We start from the raw sequence: 19,967 nt of genomic DNA, 5'->3' as shown, positions 1-19,967 counted from the left end.
GTAGAGAGGCTTTCTGATTTGGTGTGTTGGACAAAGTTCAGACGGCCTTAGATATGTATTGAGGCCGTCTGAAATGATTAAATGGTTGGTTTTGTTGTAGATTTCATATTGTTGCTTAATGCGAAATCAGCACATCAATTTGGTTGAGGAAGGGCTGCCGGATGTTCTTCTTCGGCCACGCTTTCCAAAACCAGATTGCGTTGTTCTTGCGCTTTTTGTGGTTGGTCTGTTTCATCAAACACGCGGGCCAAGACCAAATGTGCGGATACGCTGGGTTGCAGGGCGATACTGGCTTCGAGGTAGCCTTGGGCTTTGCCCCAAAGTTTTCGTCCGTAAGCCAGTTGGCCAAGATACATCAACAGCGGTGCATTGTCGGGTTGTTCTTGAAGCCAAGAGTCTGCCAAGTCGATGGCTTTTTGTTGCTCGCGCTCGCTTAGGAAACGCACGGATTCGACAAATGCTTCCAAGAGCTCAGGCTGACGGGTTTGCGGATAATAGGTTTTAACCCATTTGACCGCATCGGCATACAAACCCAAACGCTCGTATTTTTCGGCAATCGCGACACACAATTCGCCTGATTTTATGCTTTCAGGAATGTGTTTCAAACAAGCTTTCAGACTGCCTGCATCAGTTGCTTCGCTTAAGAGGCGGCGATATGCCCAATTTTGATACTGTTCGGCTTCGTAATCGTTGATGGCGCCGGCTTTAACCAGTTTTTCCGCTTTTGCCAAGACATCTGCAGCATCGCCATGATCAAAGGCATAACGCAATTGCAGGCGGACCAGGCGGCTTAAGTTGCTATTGATTTTTGCTGCGGCTTCAAGGTTTTGTGCGGCAGTCGGATAATCGCGGCGGCTCAGTGCAGATTCGGCCAGCAAAAGATGACGGGAAAGCTGTTGTTTTTGTGGCAGGTGTTCGATTTCATGCAGGTAGCGGTCGCGCAATTCGAAGTTTTCCATTTGGTCGGCCGCATGCGCGCCCAACATCAAAGCCAGGGTGCGGTTGTCGCCTGCTTCTTTGTTTTGCAAGACTTTGGCGGCTTCTTGTTCGGCTTTTTCAAAACGGCCTTCAAAATATGCCAGACCCGCGCTGTTCAAAGAGGCAGAAGCCTGGCGGCCTTTGCGGGCAATGCCGAAGCGTTGCATACGCGCCGGAATGTTCAAGAGGCCGAACACGAATTTAATCAGGAAATACAAGACGAATACGCTCAACAGCAGGCCTAGAACAAAGGCATGCAGATTGATACGCAGCATGGTTTGTTCAACCACGACGTACACGTTGCCGGTATAAATGCCGGAAGCCAACGCTAAACCGACGGCGGCGGCAAACAGAATGACAATCCAAACGACGGTTTTCATGCTTGCTCTCCTTTAATTTTGGTAGCAGGCTTGGTTTGGTTTTGTGGTTTGGCAGCTTCGGCGGCCGGTTCTTTTTTGTTTTCAGACGGCAATGCAGGTGCTTCTAAAGACTGAGGAGCGGAAGCGGCTGCCGGTGCGGCAGTTGTGGCTTGCTCGGTAGTTGCAGCCGGAGCGGAAGCGGTTTTCTCGGCAGCTTGGGTTTGTGCAGCTTCTACGGTCGTCATTTGTATACGCGAACCTTCTTGATAAGCGCGAACGGCGCTCAAGCTGGCTTTCAGGCTGTCGTCTGAAATCATGCGGACATCAAGGGCTTTGAGTTCGGCCAACTCTTTCAACCATGACTGGGTAGCAGGGGATTTGCTGTCGAAGTATTGCTTCACGGTTGCTTCAACGTTGTTCAAATCGCTTTGATACACTTCACCGTTGTGTTGCAACAGGGCAATGCGCGCATCCAAAAGGCGCAGGCGCAGGTTTTCACGGATAAAGTAGGTTTGATCGGGTGAAATCAACATGGCGTCGTTGCTGTCCAGATGACGGACTTCAACCAAGCCTTTGAGGGCATTGAGGGATTTTTCCCATGTGTTTTCCCACCAAGTTCCTGAATTGGCGGCTTCGACAGGCGCAGCACCTGGTTTTAATACGCCGTCCAAAACCAAAGGCAGGCCTGAAATACCGCTTTCCAAACGGTCGAGACGCAAGGCAGTAGCGGAAATATCGACATAAGGACGGTTTTTCAGCGCGGCCAAATCATTGCTGATGGCTTGTTTGATGGGGATAAGTTCAGGTTGTTCAAAACGGCTTAAGCGGCTGTCGATGTGTTCCAATACGCTGACTGCGCCTTGGAGGTTGCCTGACAGCATCAATTGTTGCGAAGCAGTGTTCAACATCGATTCGGCTTCGTCGACCAGCCAGTTGATACGGCCTTTGAGCAGCTCTTGATAAGCTTTCTGCGTTTGCAGGATTTGATCGCTATTGTTTTTTTGACCGTTGTTCAGGCGGTCTAACTCGGCTTGAATAGCGGTTTGGCGGTTGAGGTTGTCTTTTAGAAGGCTAGCGTTTTCAGACTCGCCCAATGCAGCTTTGTCGATTTTTTGGTTGAATTCGAGCTCTTGGTTTTTTAAAACATTTTGGCCCTGTACAAACAGGAATCCGCTCGCGCCCAAGCTAAGCAGTGCCAAGACGGTTGCACCTGCGGCCAAGGCTTTGCCGCCAGATTGTTTGATGATAACAGGGGCGTTGTTTTGTGGGAGATTGTTGGACTCGGGCATGCTCGCCTCCACTCGCTGAGGTTGGGTAGGTTTGATTTGTTCAGACGGCTTTGTGTTTTCAGAACGTTCAGGCACCGGAGCTGCCGTATTGGCAACTTGTTGGGTATCTTTATTGTCTTCGACTGGGTTCACTGCTTGGCTCCTTTGTGGCATGGATGAAAGTGCAGCGGATAAAGAAGTGACGGTTTCTACATGTTTGGCGCCGACGATGCGAAGTGCATCGGCAATACGCGGATGGTGGGTAAAGTATAGCAAGGATTCGAAGAATCGGGAAAATTGCGGCGGAATCTGATGGAAAAATTCGCGCGCGAGCTCGCCGGATGTGACGTAGGCGGCAGCGATGTCTTCAGTTTTAAAGTTCTGCCAATCGATGGCGTGTGGCCGTCTGAAATAGATTTCGGCGATGTCGATTTGGAAACCCAGTTCGGTCAGTTTGTCTGCTAAAAAATCACGGCCGCCATGACCTCGAATGATTAGAACTCGGGCGTTGGGTGGCAGGTTTTTCCAAATAGGCATTCTCAAGACGGCTTCGCTGTCGTTGCCGTCTTCGGGAGAGAATACGGGATAGGGGGAGAATTGCGCCAAAGTATGTTGGCTGGTTTGGCCGACGGTAATGTGTGCTTTGTGGCCGTCTGAAAAGTTCAGATGCGGCGCTGCGGTTTCAATAGCGGTCGGGCTGACCCAAAACACGACGTCGGCTTGCTTGAATTGTTCGGGGAGTTTTTTTTGCGCCGAACGATCCACCTCTATTTCAATCGGACTCAATACCTGAGCCTGCCAACCGGCTGTATGGCAGGTTTGGATATCTTGCTGTGGACGGTTGGACGGACGGATGATGAGTAGAGTAGGCATAATGTGGGATAAATTATTAAGGTTTAGGCCGTCTGAAAGAAGGGTTTCAGACGGCCTGTTGCTGACGTACGTTATTGATCGACGAATGCGCGCTCAATCAGGTAGTCGCCGCGAACGCCGGTTTTCGGAGAAACGGTCAGGCCGAATTCGTCCAAGACGCTGCAGGTGTCTTTCAACATGGCTGGGCTGCCGCACAGCATAGCGCGGTCGTTTTGCGGATTGATTTTAGGCAGGCCGATGTCTTCAAAGAGTTTGCCGCTGCGCATTAAATCGGTCAGACGGCCTTGATGTACATATTCTTCGCGTGAAACGATCGGGTAGTAAATCAGTTTTTCTTTAACCAAGTCGCCCAAGTATTCGTGTTCGGGCAATTCTTTGGTGAAGCGGTCGTAGTATGCCAAGTCTTTTTTGTAGCGTACGCCGTGAACCAAGATAATTTTTTCGAATTGCTCATAAACATCAGGGTCTTTGGTAATGCTCAAGAAAGGGGCGATACCGGTACCGGTGCTCAAGAGGTAGAGATGTTTGCCCGGATTCAGGTCGCCGGCAACCAGTGTACCGGTCGGTTTTTTACTGATGAGGACATCGTCGCCGACTTTAAGGTGTTGCAGGCGGCTGGTCAATGGGCCGTCTTGTACTTTGATACTGAAAAATTCCAGATGCTCTTCCCAGTTGGCAGAAGCCACGCTGTATGCGCGCATCAGCGGTTTGCCGTCTACCATCAGGCCGACCATGACGAATTGGCCGTTTTCAAAGCGCAAAGACTCGTCACGGGTACAGGTGAAAGTGAAGTAAGCGTCGGTCCAGTGGTGTACGGACAAGACTTTCTGGGTGTTGAATGCTGCCATTGATATTTCCTGTCGGATAAGGCCGTCTGAAAAGAATAGGTAGGGGCGGCCGAGGTTAATAAAAAGAATGGAATATGGTGTTCAGCTACTTGCTTGCCGGTTTGGCTGATTTTTCGCTGAGGCTGTGCAGGTCGGAATAGCGTCCGCCTGCGTTGATCAATTCATGATGAGTGCCTTGTTCGACTACATTGCCTTCGTGCATGACAACGATATTGTCGGCTTTTTCGATGGTTGAAAGTCGGTGGGCAATCACCAATGTGGTACGGTTTTGCATCAGGTTTTCCAATGCGGTTTGTACCAAACGTTCGGATTCATTATCTAATGCGCTGGTGGCTTCGTCCAAAATCAAAATCGGCGCATTTTTCAAAAGCGCACGCGCAATGGCGAGGCGTTGACGTTGGCCGCCGGACAGTTTTAAACCGTTTTCGCCAACTTCAGTGTGCAAACCTTGCGGCATTTTTTGGATAAATTCCCAAGCATTCGCGGCTTTTGCAGCATTGATAATTTCTTCTTCACTGAATTTGTCAGCTTGAGCATAGGCAATGTTTTCAGCAATCGTACCATTAAACAGGATAACGTTTTGGCCGACAAATGCCATGCGGCTGCGCAGGCTTTCGAGTGTATATTCCTTGATGTTGACGCCGCCAATCAAAACCTTGCCTTCATCCGGATTGAGGAAGCGCGGCAACATATTGGCCAGAGTGGTTTTACCGCAGCCTGATGCGCCGACCAATGCAGTCACTTTGCCTTGCGGTACAAGCAGGTTGATGTGGTTCAAGCTGTTGCGTTCGGCTTCAGGATAGCGGTGTACAACATCGCAAAATTCAATATCTCCAGGGTTTGGGCTGAGGATTTGTTTGCCTTCGTTGCTCTCTTCGGGTTGATCCAAAAAGGTAAAGACACTTTCTGCCGCCGCCAAACCGCGTTGCAGGGATTGCATCACGCCGGTCATACGTTTGATGGGGTCAAACATCATGATCATGCTGGACAAAAACGACATAAAATCGCCTGCACTAAATCCTGAAAGCCCTGCTTGGCGTGCCGCTGCGTAAATAATCGCAGCCAGTGCAACCGAAGCCATTAATTGCGTAATGCCGGTACCGGCAGAGCTGGCGGAAACCTGTTTGAGCAGGTTGCGGCGCACATCGTCGGCAATACGGTTGAAGCGGCGATTTTCATAATCTTGACCGCCATAGATTTTCACAACACGTTCACCATTGATGCTTTCTCCCAAAACCTGCATCAGCTGACCGATGTAAATTTGATTGTTGGCAGACAATTTGCGCAAGCGTTTGCTGACCGTTTGGATACATACGGCAACGACCGGCAAAATAATAAAAGTAATCAGGGTCAAACGCCAGTTTAGATAAGTCAACAAGCCCAACAGACCGACCACGCTCACGCCGTCTTTGGCGATCACGGTAATGACGTTGAATCCTGCATCGGTAATTTGGTTGACGTCGTTTAAAATGCGCGACATCAGACGGCCGCCGGTATTGCTGCTGAAATACGAAGTCGGCAGGTGCATCATTTTATTGAACATTTCACCGCGCAAACGCTGCACCAAGTGGCTGGACAGATAAGTCGTGCAATATTCGTTAATGAAGTTGAACAGGCCGCGAACGAAAAACAGCGCCACAATTGCCAGCGGCAACCATGACATGCTTTTCATGTTTTTATCGACAAAACCTTCATTAATCAAAGGTTTGAGCAAGTAACCGAAAGCCGGCATCGTACCGGCGACAATCAGCATGGCTACTACGGAGACGATAAACATCTTCCAATAGCTTTTTAAATATCCAAGCAAACGCTTGTACAGCTCCCAGTTGGATGTGGCTTGTGTTGTCTGCATATCAATCCAGATTTAGAGCAAACATGCAATTCTAAACGAAAATATCTGTCATTACAATGTTTGCAATTGAAAGTCAAAAGGAGTTGGTATTATTTTAACGCCTTGATTTTATAATGAGAACGACTGTGATGCGGTGGGGTCGTTAATAACGCTGCCCACTTCTCAAACACCAGTTGCGGCCGTCTGAAAAAGTTTCAGACGGCCTCTTCAGTCGTCAAAGACAGCCGGTTAAGCCAAAGCTTCCTTAATGATGTCTTTTACTGTCGTTGCGTTATTAGGGACAACACGGACACGTTGCGGCAGGTTTTCCAAGCCTTCCAATGCGGCCGGACGGGGGATGGCAACTTCGCCGACCGCTTCATGGATGGTGGCTTCAAATTTGGCGGCCAATGCGGTTTCAAGGCAGACAATCGTTTCGCCGGCTTCGCGTACTTCACGCGCTACTTTGATGCCATCAGCAGTATGCGGATCAATCAATTCACAGTCTTGTTCGTAAACCTGTTTGATGGTGGCAAGGCGGTTGGCATGGGTCGATTTGCCGGAAACAAAGCCATATTGTTGATGGACTTTGGTTAACATAAATTCCAAATTGAAACCTTTGCCGGAGCCTACTTCAGCCCATAAGGTTTTGATTTCGTCTGCATCGCGGTCCATCAGATCGAACACAAAACGCTCGAAGTTGGAGGCTTTGGAAATATCCATAGACGGGCTGGAAGTAACGTGGGTGTGTTCGCTGTTGCGCGGGCGGTATGCGCCGGTTTTGAAAAATTCGTCCAATACGTCGTTTTCATTGGTGGCAACAATCAAGCGGTGGATAGGCAGGCCCATTTGACGGGCGATATGACCGGCGCAGACATTGCCGAAGTTGCCGCTTGGCACGCAGAAGCTGACTTTTTCATCATTGCTCGAAGTGGCATTGAAATAACCGGCAAAGTAATACACGACTTGGGCGACAATCCGTCCCCAGTTGATGGAGTTAACTGTGCCGATGTGGTATTTGGCTTTGAATTCGGCATCGTTTTGTACGGCTTTGACGATGTCTTGGCAGTCGTCAAACATGCCTTCAACGGCGATGTTGTGGATATTAGCATCTTGCAGGCTGAACATTTGCGCACGTTGGAATGCGCTCATTTTGCCTTCCGGAGACAGCATGAAGACATTAACGCCTTTTTTACCGCGCAGGGCATATTCGGCGGCAGAGCCGGTGTCGCCGCTGGTGGCGCCCAAGATATTGAGTTCTTTGCCTTCTTTGTTTAATACATATTCAAACGCATTGCCCAAGAATTGCATGGCCATGTCTTTGAATGCCAAAGTCGGGCCGTTGGACAGGGCTTGGATTTTGATGCCGTCTGAAAGTGTGCGCACCGGAGTAATGGTTTGGGTACCGAATACTTTTTCGGTGTAGGTGCGGTTGATGATGTCGCGTAAATCATCAGCAGGGATGTCGGTGGCAAACAGGCTCATGACTTCAAACGCCAGCTCAGGATAGCTGAGTGTGCGCCATTGGTCTAAAGTAGCACAGTCGATTTGAGGGTATTGCTCAGGCAGCATCAAACCGCCGTCAGGAGCTAAACCCATCAATAAAACTTCGCTGAATTGCTTGCGTGCGGTTGCACCGCGGGTGCTGATGTATTTCATGGTTTCTTCTCTATATATTTAAAATTCAAATAGAAAGTCAAAACGAATTCAGACGGCCTCGATATTAAAAAAGGCCGTCTGAACGATTATTTGTAGAGTCGTTTGAAGCAGGCGGTAACCGTTTTCGCGGTAACGGAAGCAATAGCTTGCTCGCGGGTCGCCGGACTCAATACCTGCATCATTTCGGTTGCAGTCAATTGATTTGGCGCTTCCTCGCTGGCGCAGCCGCAGATTTTATTTTCCCATTCGGCTTGTTTTTCCGCGCTCATGGCCAAAGCAATGACGCGCCATTCGTTACGTTTGTTCAATTCGGTACGGCATTGGCTGTCTACCGCCATTTTCACTACGCTGCTGCCGATACCTGTACCGCTGCCCAAACCGCCGAAAGATTCGCCGCCGGTAGCGCATGCACCCAATAAAAAAACTGATGTAATAGCTGCCAAAAGAGTTTTTGAAGTCATGATGTTTCCTGTAAGCAAGGCCGTCTGAAACGCCCGAAGAGTTCTCAAAATAGCATGTATTATACCGTAATGCGGCCCGATATGTGTGTTTGCGAAACTGCCGTATAATGCTAGCGAGTTTTCTTTTCAATCAGCCAGCACGAAAGCCGCTATGTCCGACCTTTTCGCCCGACAACCCGATGCCCCTTTAGCCGAACGCCTGCGTCCGCATTCTTTAGATGATGTCATTGGGCAGCAGCACTTAATCGGTGAAGGCAAACCTTTGCGCGTGGCGGTCGAGGGAGGAAAGCCGCATTCTATGTTGCTATGGGGGCCGCCGGGCGTGGGCAAGACGACGTTGGCGCGGATTTTGGCGCAGAGTTTCAACGCCCAGTTTTTGCCTGTTTCCGCCGTATTCTCCGGCGTGAAAGACATACGCGAGGCAATCGATAAAGCCGAAATCGCTTTGCAACAGGGACGCACGACGATTTTGTTTGTCGATGAAGTCCACCGCTTCAACAAGGCGCAGCAGGACGCGTTTTTGCCGCATGTCGAAAGCGGTTTGCTGACCTTTATCGGCGCGACTACGGAAAATCCGTCGTTCGAAGTCAATCCTGCGCTGTTGAGCCGCGCGCAGGTATATGTTTTGCAATCCTTGTCTTCAGACGACCTCAAAAAGCTGATTGCCAAAGTGTTGGCGTTGCCCGAATACCGAGATTTCACGATTGAAGCCGATGCGCAGGAGCTGCTCGTCAATACCGCCGACGGCGATGCGCGCAGATTGTTGAATTTATTAGAACAACTGTTACGCGCCGCAGACACACGCCGTCTGAAAACCTTAACCGCCGAATTTCTTGCTGACAGTTTGGGTGCGCAAATCCGCCGTTTCGACAAAGGCGGCGAGAGTTTCTACAACCAAATCTCCGCCCTGCACAAATCCGTGCGCGGTTCGCATCCGAATGCCGCGCTGTATTGGTTCTGCCGTATGCTCGACGGCGGCACCGACCCGCGCTACCTCGCCCGTCGCATCGTGCGCATGGCGTGGGAGGACATCGGGCTTGCCGACCCGCGCGCCTTCCAAATCGCCAACGATGCAGCCGCCACCTTCGAACGCTTAGGCTCGCCCGAAGGCGAACTCGCGTTGGCACAAGCCGTGCTGTACCTTGCCGCCGCCGCGAAATCCAACGCGGGTTACAAGGCATACAACCAAATGCGCCGTTTCGTCAAAGAAAACGCCAGCGACGAAGTACCCGTCCACCTGCGTAACGCCCCGACCAAATTGATGAAGGAATTGGGCTACGGACGCGAATACCGCTACGCCCACGACGAACCGAACGCCTACGCCGCCGGTGAGAGCTATATGCCCGATGGCTTGGACGAACCCGATTTCTACCAACCCGTCCCGCGTGGATTGGAAATCAAAATTGGCGAAAAGCTGAAATGGTTGAAATCCTTGGATGAAGATGCGCTGGATGATTAAAACAGTAAATGAACATAATACAAATCTAAGATCAAATTGAGTTTTTCAGACGGCCTTTGCTGTTTGAATATTTTTAACCTATACCATACACACAAATTTTCATGAATATTTTTGAAGCCTTACTATTATTGTGCCTGCTGATTGTCATTAGCGCGTTTGTATCCTGTTCCGAACTCGCGCTTGCCTCGGCACGTAAAATCAAATTGCAGGTCATGGCGAAAGACGGCGGTGATACGCGTGCGCTTGACGTAATCAATATGCAGCAGCAGCCGGGCAGTTTTATTACTGTTGTCCAAATTGGTTTGAACGCCGTCGCCATTCTTGCCGGTATCGTCGGCGAGGCGGCAATACGTCCGTATTTTGGCAAGCTGTTGGAGAATGTAGGCAGTTGGGGTAGCACAGTTGCCTCTTTGCTGACTTTCTCGCTGGTTACAGGCAGCTTTATTTTAATTGCCGACCTGATGCCCAAGCGCATGGCAATGACCCATCCCGAAGCGGTGGCGGTACGCATTGTCCGTCCGATGATGTTTTTGATTTTTATCTTAAAGCCCCTTGTCTGGGTTTTTGACGGGTTGGCAAATGCAATATTCAAACTCTTCAAAATCTCAACCGTCCGTCAGGAGCAGCTGACCTCGGAAGATATTTATGCCGTCGTTGATGCCGGTGCGCAGGCTGGTGTATTGAAAGAACAAGAACACTATCTGATTGAAAATATTTTCGATATGCAGGAGCGTACGGTTACTTCCACCATGAGCACGCGCGAATATATCGTCTATTTTGATAAACATGACGACAGCGATACTGTGTTGGAAATGATGTCCGACAAACCGCACAATAAATTTCTCGTATGCGACGGCGACTTGGAACGCGTTATCGGCTATATCGAATCGCATACGCTGCTGACCTTGTTTTTAAAAGAAAAAGATGTCCGCCTGACCGACAAGCGCGTGTTGCGCAAAGCCTTGTTTATTCCCGACACGCTGTCGCTTTATGATGTATTGGAGACCTTCAAGACTTCCGGCGAAGACTTTGCCGTAGTGGTGAACGAATACGCGCTGGTGGTTGGGGTGGTAACGCTGAAAGATGTGATGAGCATCGTCATGGGCGAGCTGGTTAATACCGAAGAAGAGCCGCAAATCATCCGCCGCACTGAAGACACATGGTTGGTAGATGGCGCCACGCCGCTTACCGATATTATGCGCGCACTGGATATTGAAGAGTTTCCCAATTCGGAAAACTACGAAACCATCGCCGGCTTTATGATGTATTCCCTGCGAAAAATCCCGAAGCGTACGGATTTTCTGGTTTATGCCGGTTATAAGTTTGAAATCATCGATACTGAAAATTTGAAAATCGACCAGCTTTTGGTTTCCAAACAAGGAAATATGGTGGGGAAAATATAATAGGTTTTAAAGGAATATTTGTAGTATCAGATGAAAACGGACAATCTTGAAATAAGTTGCTTATGATTTATGTCTTTTCTTAAGTTGTATAAAAGGCCGTCTGAAAATCAAATAATCAAAAAAGAAAACCGGATTTCTATCAACTGGGAATCCGGTTTGTTTTATTTTCAACTTAGAACGTCAGCCTTACACCGGCGCGGACGGAGCGGCCCGGCAATGGTGCGATATATTTGAGCATGGAGTTTTGCGGTCTTGCAGTACGATTGGCAAGGTTGCGTGCATCGAGGAACCATTCGGCTGTCGATTTTCCATGTTTGGTGGTATGGTTCATGTACATATCCCATATGGTATAGCCGCCCAAAACAGGCTCTTTGTAGTTGGCAGCCATGTGGCCTGTATGTTTGGCAGGGCGGTAGCGTGTCAGGCTGGTGCCCAATTGCCAGTTGCCTTTATTCCATGTCAGGCCTGCGCCGTAGCGGGATACGGGCATATTGGGCATGTAATAGCCGTTGTTGCGGACACGGTTGCCATTGCCTAATGTGCTGTTGCGCTCGTCGTCCAAATCGGCGCGGTTGTGTACGAAGTCGCCAAACAGGCGGGCTTCCAATGTGCCGTATTTATTCAGGTCAAACCATTGGTTTACCTCCAATTCCACGCCGTGAAGCTGGGTGTCGCCGGAGCGCCAGTATTTGGTTGGCAGGCGTTGGCCGCCGTCATGTGCGGCATCTACTAGGAAGGTATAGTCTTTAAATTGGGTTTTATACCAGCTTGCACGGAAGCGGCCGTCTTTCCAACCGATTTCTCCGTTTACCTCCCAAGTGCCTGCTGTTTCCGGACGCAGGACATCGGCTCCCCAGTGTGATTCGGAAGCCATCAGGGCATAGTGATCGCCACCTGCATACAACTCGTTGATTTCAGGGGCGCGTTGTGAACGGCTGTATCGTGCGCCTAGTTTTAAGAAGTCAAACAAATCTACGCCTAAGCCTGTATGATAGTGGTTCAAGCTGTATTTCAGACGGCCCCTCTCTTCCAATCCTTTAACGGTCGAGCTATTGCGTCCAGGTTTGTAATCACCGATGTCGACCGAGTGGCGGACTTCGCCATGTCGCCAACCCAAAGATGCATTCCAGTTTTTCCACTTGAAGTTTTCCAAAGCGAAAATGCCGTATTCTTTGCTGTCGGTATCGGGCAGGTAGGCATAGTTTCCGGTGCGTTTGCCGTTGATGCCTGAAGATTCGGTGCTGCGCTGTTTCCAATCTGCGCCCAATGTACCTTTCAACCAAGAATCTGCTTTGTGGTTGAACTCCAAACGGCTTTGGAAAGTTTTGCTGTCCAAAGTTTGCATTTTAGTGTCGCCCAAGTATTCGGATGTTGGATTTTGCGTATAGGCGGCTTGAAATTTGATGTTTTCAATCCATGGCGTCAATGGCCGGTACATGGCTTCTGCCTGCCAACGGGTTTGTTGGGCGCGTACGGAAGCGTATTCGCGTACCGGTGCTTTGCGGGTACCGCCGTGGTGGTGGCCTGATTCGGCAAAATTATAATAGCCAAAGCCTGCGATACCGGATTTGCTCAAGAAGCGACTGACGGATACGCCTGCATAGCTGCGTTCACCGATATGGCTCAGGCCAAAAGCAAAGTTTTGATTGCTCAAATGGCTGTTTTTCAGACGGCCTTTTTCAACAGGCATATCGTCTTTCATGGCATTGATGACTTTATTTCTAAAGTTTGGGCTGCCGTCATAAAGCGGATTTTCTACCCAATCGCCCCAGGATGGTTTGTTTAATTTGTACAATTCAGATTCATCAGGTTCCGAGCCGTCGTTATAACGTTTCCATTGTTCAATGAAAGCCGGAATGTCTTTCGCGACATAACGGTAATAGCCTTTGTTTAAGGTTTCGGTAATGTCGGGCGTAACCTGACATGCCCACATCAGGCGAGAGCTATAAATATTGGCATGATCGTAACAGGCGGCCGGTTTGGAATCGCCGGGGATACGGTAATCATTGGCATGAGTGTCTGTCCCCGACAAATGCCAAGCCAAATTGCCGACCTTGCCGTTTAATTTGAACGCTGCGACACGCGGCGTATTGTAGCCGCTGCTGACTTCGACTTTGCCGTTTAAATCTTTTTCAGGCAGTTCTGTGGCAATCACGCCGGTATCGACATCAACTGCGCCGCCAATCGCATTACCACCATACAAGACTGCTGCCGATGATTTTAAAACGGTAATCTTTTCCGCCATGAACGGATTGACCATCAGCGGCAAATCGGGGCTGATTGAAGCAGCATCCGAAATACCCAAACCATTTTCACTAACATATACGCGCGAGCCGCTCAAGCTGCGGATTTGCGGTACGCCGGTATTAGGGCCGTAAGCATTATTTTGAACTCCGGAGACTTGTTCCACAGTCTGTCCGAGCGATACGGCACGTTTTGTTTTTAAATCGTTTGTAGTTAAAACTTCTCCATCTCTTAGATAGTCTTTTGCGCCAGGCTGCAAACGCCAGTTACTTGAAGGCGCATTACCGACAACTTTGACTTCAGGTATATCTACTTGAGGAAGTTCTTCTGCAAATGACTGGCCTGAGAAAACAACCAAAATGGCGCATAACATTTTATTTTTGTTACATAAAAATTGTTGTTTCACCGCTTATCCTTTATTGATATCACATTACGAAAGGCGTCATAATATATCTTTTCTACGGTGATTATCATGAATAAACATTTATATTTTAATTATTTTTGATTATTATCAATAATTATAAATATTGGTATAATTTAGTATTTACTAATTATTAATAATTAGTTATAAAATTTTAAAAAGGCCGTCTGAAACAATCCAATGTTTCAGACGGCCTTTTTATGGAATCAGAAATTGCTAGAGCTAAGACTGAGACCTTTATTCGCAACTCAAGTTTTTTGTTTTTTCAGCGAATGTATCCATGGCAATTTGGCACATGCGTTCACGTTGGCCTACGTCGGCGGCGGGCAGGATTTGGCGCAGGTATTTTGTGTTGTCGCGTTGGAACGATGCTTTATCGCCTGCTTTTTGGTAACACGCATCCGCTCGGGTAAAGTATTGCTGGCAGATTTTCGGCAATTCTTCAAAGGATAAAGGTTTGCTTTTGTGCATGCCGTGCGCGGAGACGGATAGGGAGGAAAGGGCACACAGTGCGATGATTAAGGTTTTTGAAATGTTTTTCATGGTAAGCCTGTTTATGGAAGTTGTTTAAATCAATTGTTCGCCCCAGTGCAGCTTTTGGCGCAGGGTTTTGAAGTATTGGTAATTGGTGGGATGGAGGACGCGCAAGGGATTGTGATAGCGGCGGATGAGGATGCGGTCGAAGTTTTGCACGTCGATATGGGATTGTCCGTCAAAATGTGCGCGTGCGTCGCCACTTTTTGTAATGAGAATTTCAATCACGCTGGTGTCGGGGATGGCAATCGGACGGTTGGTCATGGATTGCGGGCAGATAGGCACAAGTGTGAAGGCGTGCAGACCGGCCTGCATGATGGGGCCGCCGGCGGCAAGCGCGTAGGCGGTCGAACCTGTCGGCGTGGAAATAATCAGGCCGTCCGAACGTTGGGTATAGACGAATTCTTGATTGATAAATACTTCAAATTCAATCATTTGTCCTGCACCGCCACGAGACAGTACGGTGTCGTTGAGGGCGAGGGCGCGTTCGATGGTTTCGCCGTCACGAATGATGCTGGCTTCGATGAGGATGCGCTCTTCGGGCAGATATTTGCCTTCCAGTACGGGGCGGATGCCCTCAACCATGGTATCGCGTGAGATTTGGGTGAGGAAGCCCAAGTGGCCTTGATTGATACCGATGATGGGGACGGCGCGCGGGGCGACTTCGCGGGCGGCGGAGAGGAAGGTGCCGTCGCCGCCGAGCACAATGACGAGGTCGCAATATTTGCCCAGCTGGGCTTTGTTTACGGTTTCGCAGTAGGCGGAGTCTTGGATATAGACACAGTGTTCTTCTACGCTCAATTCATCCAGATAGATGGTGAAGCCGTTTTCGCGCAGAAAAGAAACCAATGTGTGTACGGTATCTTGAATTTCGGGCGTATTGGGACGTGTAACGATACCGATGTTTTTAAATGGGCTTTTCATGGTAGTAGGCCGTCTGAAATTAAGTGTCTAATCTATCCAGATATCGCGCTCGAGCCGGTCGAGGCGTTCGTTTAGGCGGGCAACGTCGTCACGCAGTTTGTCCACTTCTTCCAACCATTCGGCAAGCGTGGCTTGGTCGATAACAGGGGATTCGGGTTCGCGTGAAAAGTCGCTGATTTGTTCGGCAATGCTTTTGCCGATTTTTTTCATGGTGCGGCCGATATCGCCGGCGCGCGAGCTGATGCTTTCTGCGGCTACATGACCGAATACACGCGCTAAATCTTCGCTCGGATAATAGCGCAGACCACCCAAAATAGGAAGGACGGACATACCTAATACCAAGTCGCCTTCGAGGCTGATGTCGCCCACGCCGGGCTGGCCGCCTTGGAGGATTTTTTGGATGGCGCTGTTGTGGAATGTGATGTTGGTGTCGGCGGTTTCGTTTGCGGTTTCAAGAAAACCTTGTTCGCTGATGCGTCCGGTCAGTCGGAAACCGGCCAGGCTGATGCAGATGATGCTGCCTGCAAATTCAGACAGCTCACGCTGTTGCTCTGGATTTTGCTGTATCAGGTGGTTGATAAGGGGAAATAGGGCGGACATGGTTTACTCTAAATGCCGTCTGAAACGGATTAATGGATTGAGTCGCAATTTTACAGGCTTAGACCGTCTGCGCAAACGGTATTTACAATTTTGCCGTTGCTTTTGTCATCAACGATGAAATCAGGAGTCGGCAGTCCGAGTTTGGCCGCTTCGGCAGTATAAAATTCGGCCCGGCTTGGGTGGCGGGGTTCGACAATATTGCGGATACGCTTGCCGTCAGCTTGGCAGGACGTCTGAAAGAGAACTTGGACGGCAAGGTCTTTATGAAGAATATTGACGGGTTGATTGCCGCCTTGAATGCGTGTTTTTTGAACCAGCTTGGTAACAGGATGACGGTCGGCAGAATAAAGTCCGCCCAGTCGCAGTATGTCGATATGGGGGACGGCGCTTTCAAACAAAGCTTGCTCGACTGCGAGGATTTGACGGGCGGATTCGGTTTGCGGATCGGGAGACGTGGTTTCATCGCATATGCGTGCTTGGTCGCCATACACGCTGGTGCTGCTGGTGAAGATGATGTGTTTTACCTTAGATTGCTCGGCAAGTTGAATCCATTTTTTCAGGGTATCGGCGTAATGGTTTAATGACGAAGGCGGAAGCAGGCAAAACCATGTCGGCTTGTTGATATAGTTTTGCCACAAGGTCGAACTGTGAAAAATATCGTCTTGATTCAAATCGATGATGTTGAGTTCAATCGGCAGATTGATGTCGTCGGAGGTCAGATTGCGTTTGATGGCGGCTACCTGACTGCCTTGCTCATAAAATTTCTGCGCCAGCGGCAGGCCGAGATAGCCTAAGCCGAGAATGGAAATATCGGGAAGGTGCATAAATAAAGTATCCGAAAATTAACAGGCCGTCTGAAAATAGCTTTAACTTGGTTAAAGCCATGTTTTCAGACGGCCTTTGTATGGAAGAATTAATGGTTGCTGCCGATTTTTTGGTCGAATTCGGCACGGTGTTCCGGCAGGAGGTAAGGGCGCAACAGGCTGAGTGTGCGGCTGATGCCCCGTACTTTGGAATCTTCGGTCAACTTGGCGCGGCCGCGCAGGGAGCTGTCGAAGTCGAACCAGTATTTTGTCACCATCCACATATTGACGGCAAGGTCGTTCATGGCGGTTTGGTCTGCGCTGATGATGTTCAGACCGTTGAGCTGGGTCAGCAGGTTGACCAACAGCGGGGAAACTTTGGCTTGGGTAAAGGTATTGTGTTCGCCCAATAATTCGGCACTGCGGGCAAGCAGGGTATTTACATCGCTGAAAAGGAAACGGTATTCCCACATCACATCATAAATACCGGCCATGTAGTTGATGGAGTCTTCCACATTAGACGGCAACACGGCTTCGTTAAGGTAGACAAGCAGGGCCTCGCTGTAACGCTTAAACAATTGGACGATGATTTCGTCTTTGTTGCGGAAATGGTAGTAGAGGTTGCCCGGGCTGATACCTAAATGGGCGGCAATGTGGTTGGTGCTGATATTGCGCTCGCCTTCTTCGTTGAACAAGGCGAGGCTGGCATTGATGATTCGTGTGTAAGTGTTGACTTTAGCAATGCGCGGCATGGGATACACTCCTTTGTTTTATAGGCTGTATGAAGTAGGCAGCCAGTTGGGTTCTGCGTGTAATTCTACCTGAAATTGAGTAAATACTGTATTACAAACATATTGTGCCAGCTGGTGGACATCTTGCGCGGATGCATTGTTTTTATTTACCAAAACCAAAGCCTGCCTGTCATGCACTGCCGCACCGCCGATCTGATGGCCTTTCAGACGGCATTGGTCAATCAGCCAGCCGGCCGCGAGTTTGACCGAACCGTCAGGCTGCGGATAGCGTGGCATATTGGGGTATTGCTGCAACAAATCGGCCGCTTTTTCAGCGCTGACAACAGGGTTTTTAAAGAAACTTCCGACATTACCAAGTACGTTAGGATTAGGCAGTTTACTGTTGCGGATTGCACACACTGCATTGGAAACATCTTTGGCCGTTGCCTCTCGGCCTTGGCTCAGTTCGGCAACCGCTGCCGCCAAATCGCCATAGCCCAAGTTCGGCACAAAATGCTCTTTCAACGCAAATACAACCGAAACAATCACATAACGGCCTTTGCCTTCCTGTTTGAACAGGCTTTCACGATAGGCAAAGTCACAGTCGGCATTGGAAAGCTCGACAAAGGTTTCCGTATCCAAATCAAAGCAGCGTACGCTATGGATAACATCTTTTGCTTCAACACCATATGCACCGATATTTTGTACCGGAGACGCGCCGACCGTACCCGGAATCAGGCTCAGGTTTTCCAGCCCGCTTAAACCCAGCCCAACCGTATGCAAAACAAAATCATGCCAAATTTCCCCGGCTTGCGCTTCGATATAAACCAGGTCGTCTGAACGCTCAATTTCACGAATTCCCTTGTTTTCCATATGAACAACCAGACCGGCGTAGTCCTCCATCAAAAGGATATTGCTGCCGCCGCCGAGCCATAACACAGTATCTCGGTTGAACTCGGGCAGTCGGACGATGTCGCGCAACTCGTCGGCATGTTTGAGCGCGATAAAGGCTTGGGCTTGGGCTTTCAGGCCGAAAGTGTTGTAAGGGGTAAGGTCGGTTTGGTATTGGATGGGTTGCATGGGTTTAACTTTAAAATAGGAATTCGTTGATTAAATAGCGTAATCATTGGAGAAAGACTGCTTGTATTTTTCAGACGGCCTGATGCGATTTGACCATCTCTTTACTACAAAGCTCCAAGCACCATACCAATGCGATGGCGGCAATTGTCAGTGAAACGGTCAGCGCGGTCCAAAAGCCGTAAATGCCCATATCGACATGATAGGCGAGCAGGTAGCCGGGCAACAGGCCGCAGCCCCAGAAAGCGGCGGCATGGATGAACATCGGCATTTTGGTCACTTTATAGCCACGCAGCGCATATGAAGCGATACATTGGGTGGCATCTGCCAGTTGGAATAGGGAGGCGAAAAATAAAACAGTCGCGGCAATGCCTAATACTGCCGCATCGTTGGTGTACATACCGGCCAACTGAAAGCGAAAGATGACCAAGAGCAGCGCGGTGCAGGTGGCAAGTACCCAGCCTAACACCAGCGAAACGCCTGAAATATAACGCGTCCGCAGAAATTCTCGTCTCCCGAGAGAAAAGCCTACGCGTACCGTGCTTGCAGAGCCGACGCTTTGCGGAACCATATACAAAATGCCCGACAGGCTGATGACGACTTGTTGGGCGGCGACATAATCCTCGCCGAATGGCGCCACCAAAAAGACGATAAACGAAAACGCGCTGGCTTCTAAAAAATAAGACAAGCCGATGGGCGCGCCGATTTTCCAAATCTGTTTGAAAGCCGCCAAATCAGGTTTGCCGATTTTTGCCGTCAAACCAAACTGACGGAAGAATTTTTCTTTGGCGATATAAAGCCACAAAGCCAATGCGCTGAACCAAAATACCGCCGCCGTTGCCATGCCGCAACCTGCGCCACCCAAAGCAGGCATACCGAATTTGCCGTAAACGAACACATAGTTTAGCGGCACATTCAACACAAATGCCGCAAAGCTGACCAACATAATCACGCGCGGACGGTTCAAGCTGGAGGCATAAGCATGCAGGGCGCGGTGTATCATGGCTGCTGGCATTGCCAAGCTGGTAAAGAACATATATTGCGCCATCGTGTCTTCGACATAATCGCTCAATGTCAGCCAATGACGGAAAGGCATAATCATCGCCCACATCAACAGCATGCCGAATACGCCCAAACATAGGCCAAACCAAATGCCCTGCATTCCTGTTTTGCCGACTTCTTCGGTTTTACCTGCGCCGTACAGCTGGGCAATCATCGGGTTCAAAGCCGCCATCACGCCCATAAAGGTAATGTAAATCGTGGAAAAAGCGCTGCTGCCCAAAGCCACCGCGGCCAAATCTTCCTTACCTGCGCCACCGGCCATTACCGTATCGACAAAACCAATGCCCACTTGCGCCACTTGCGCCAACAGCATAGGCAGTGCGAGGGCGGTAAGCAGGCGGGTTTCTTTTAAGAAAACAGGAAAGGCAAAGCGGTTGAGGTTTAGTAGCATAATTGTGTGTGGATTGAGGATAAAGGCCGTCTGAAACGGAA

At 49.5% G+C, this 19,967-nt stretch carries 16 protein-coding genes and 1 pseudogene; 2 read left to right on the top strand and 15 right to left on the bottom strand.

Going from position 1 to position 19,967, the window contains the following annotated elements; genetic code table 11:
* Positions 1 to 134: 134 nt before the first annotated feature.
* The 7 genes and pseudogenes from ACTHTQ_RS02610 to ACTHTQ_RS02580 form a co-directional block, all read right to left on the bottom strand.
* Complete coding sequence (locus ACTHTQ_RS02610) at positions 135 to 1,358, bottom strand: heme biosynthesis protein HemY (RefSeq protein WP_440362999.1); 1,224 nt, start codon at positions 1,356 to 1,358, stop codon at positions 135 to 137.
* A complete protein-coding gene (locus ACTHTQ_RS02605; protein WP_440363039.1) occupies positions 1,355 to 2,626 on the bottom strand; it encodes a uroporphyrinogen-III C-methyltransferase in 1,272 nt (423 codons plus the stop codon). Before ACTHTQ_RS02605 ends, ACTHTQ_RS02610 begins: the two co-directional genes overlap by 4 nt.
* A gap of 216 nt (positions 2,627 to 2,842) precedes the next feature.
* Positions 2,843 to 3,478, bottom strand: a pseudogene (locus ACTHTQ_RS02600) (uroporphyrinogen-III synthase); the annotation flags it as partial.
* A 71-nt stretch (positions 3,479 to 3,549) separates the two neighbouring features.
* Complete coding sequence (locus tag ACTHTQ_RS02595; RefSeq protein WP_440362998.1) at positions 3,550 to 4,326, bottom strand: ferredoxin--NADP reductase; 777 nt, start codon at positions 4,324 to 4,326, stop codon at positions 3,550 to 3,552.
* Positions 4,327 to 4,411: 85 nt separating this feature from the next.
* The gene (msbA, locus tag ACTHTQ_RS02590) at positions 4,412 to 6,178 is read right to left on the bottom strand and encodes a lipid A export permease/ATP-binding protein MsbA (protein WP_049328974.1); all 1,767 of its coding nucleotides are present in this window, start codon (positions 6,176 to 6,178) and stop codon (positions 4,412 to 4,414) included.
* A gap of 228 nt (positions 6,179 to 6,406) precedes the next feature.
* On the bottom strand, positions 6,407 to 7,816 hold the full coding sequence (gene thrC / locus ACTHTQ_RS02585) for a threonine synthase (protein WP_440362997.1): 1,410 nt from the start codon (positions 7,814 to 7,816) through the stop codon (positions 6,407 to 6,409).
* Positions 7,817 to 7,902: 86 nt separating this feature from the next.
* Positions 7,903 to 8,277 (bottom strand): hypothetical protein, encoded by a 375-nt coding sequence (locus tag ACTHTQ_RS02580; RefSeq protein WP_003685778.1) that lies wholly within the window; start codon positions 8,275 to 8,277, stop codon positions 7,903 to 7,905.
* A 151-nt stretch (positions 8,278 to 8,428) separates the two neighbouring features.
* Between ACTHTQ_RS02580 and ACTHTQ_RS02575 the strand changes: the two genes are divergently transcribed.
* Together ACTHTQ_RS02575 and ACTHTQ_RS02570 are read left to right on the top strand one after the other, a co-directional pair.
* The gene (locus tag ACTHTQ_RS02575; protein ID WP_440362996.1) at positions 8,429 to 9,736 is read left to right on the top strand and encodes a replication-associated recombination protein A; all 1,308 of its coding nucleotides are present in this window, start codon (positions 8,429 to 8,431) and stop codon (positions 9,734 to 9,736) included.
* Between the two features lie 101 nt (positions 9,737 to 9,837).
* Positions 9,838 to 11,139: a hemolysin family protein gene (locus tag ACTHTQ_RS02570; protein WP_440362995.1), complete on the top strand. Its 1,302-nt coding sequence runs from the start codon at positions 9,838 to 9,840 to the stop codon at positions 11,137 to 11,139.
* Between the two features lie 172 nt (positions 11,140 to 11,311).
* On the opposite strand, the gene ACTHTQ_RS02565 is transcribed toward ACTHTQ_RS02570, so the two are convergent.
* The 8 genes from ACTHTQ_RS02565 to ACTHTQ_RS02530 all read right to left on the bottom strand — a co-directional run bounded on the left by ACTHTQ_RS02565 (position 11,312) and on the right by ACTHTQ_RS02530 (position 19,926).
* Entirely contained in the window at positions 11,312 to 13,756 is a 2,445-nt protein-coding gene (locus tag ACTHTQ_RS02565) for a TonB-dependent receptor (RefSeq protein WP_440362994.1), read from the bottom strand.
* 285 nt (positions 13,757 to 14,041) lie between these two features.
* The gene (locus tag ACTHTQ_RS02560; RefSeq protein ID WP_003685482.1) at positions 14,042 to 14,347 is read right to left on the bottom strand and encodes a hypothetical protein; all 306 of its coding nucleotides are present in this window, start codon (positions 14,345 to 14,347) and stop codon (positions 14,042 to 14,044) included.
* Between the two features lie 24 nt (positions 14,348 to 14,371).
* Entirely contained in the window at positions 14,372 to 15,262 is an 891-nt protein-coding gene (locus ACTHTQ_RS02555) for an NAD(+) kinase (RefSeq protein WP_440362993.1), read from the bottom strand.
* A 27-nt stretch (positions 15,263 to 15,289) separates the two neighbouring features.
* Positions 15,290 to 15,862: a ubiquinone biosynthesis accessory factor UbiJ gene (locus ACTHTQ_RS02550; RefSeq protein WP_440362992.1), complete on the bottom strand. Its 573-nt coding sequence runs from the start codon at positions 15,860 to 15,862 to the stop codon at positions 15,290 to 15,292.
* Between the two features lie 50 nt (positions 15,863 to 15,912).
* Complete coding sequence (locus ACTHTQ_RS02545; protein ID WP_440362991.1) at positions 15,913 to 16,686, bottom strand: SDR family NAD(P)-dependent oxidoreductase; 774 nt, start codon at positions 16,684 to 16,686, stop codon at positions 15,913 to 15,915.
* Positions 16,687 to 16,775: 89 nt separating this feature from the next.
* Positions 16,776 to 17,417, bottom strand: a complete 642-nt coding sequence (locus ACTHTQ_RS02540; protein ID WP_004519965.1) for a TetR/AcrR family transcriptional regulator — start codon at positions 17,415 to 17,417, stop codon at positions 16,776 to 16,778.
* Positions 17,418 to 17,435: 18 nt separating this feature from the next.
* Entirely contained in the window at positions 17,436 to 18,476 is a 1,041-nt protein-coding gene (gene murB, locus ACTHTQ_RS02535) for a UDP-N-acetylmuramate dehydrogenase (protein ID WP_440362990.1), read from the bottom strand.
* Positions 18,477 to 18,546: 70 nt separating this feature from the next.
* A complete protein-coding gene (locus ACTHTQ_RS02530; RefSeq protein WP_440362989.1) occupies positions 18,547 to 19,926 on the bottom strand; it encodes an MATE family efflux transporter in 1,380 nt (459 codons plus the stop codon).
* Between the last annotated feature and the right edge of the window lie 41 nt (positions 19,927 to 19,967).

This window comes from Neisseria sp. P0020.S003, assembly GCF_051957095.1.
GTDB classification, from domain to species: domain Bacteria; phylum Pseudomonadota; class Gammaproteobacteria; order Burkholderiales; family Neisseriaceae; genus Neisseria; species Neisseria subflava.
Note: the sequence above shows the minus strand (reverse complement) of the source record. Positions and strands in the feature narration are given on the sequence as shown.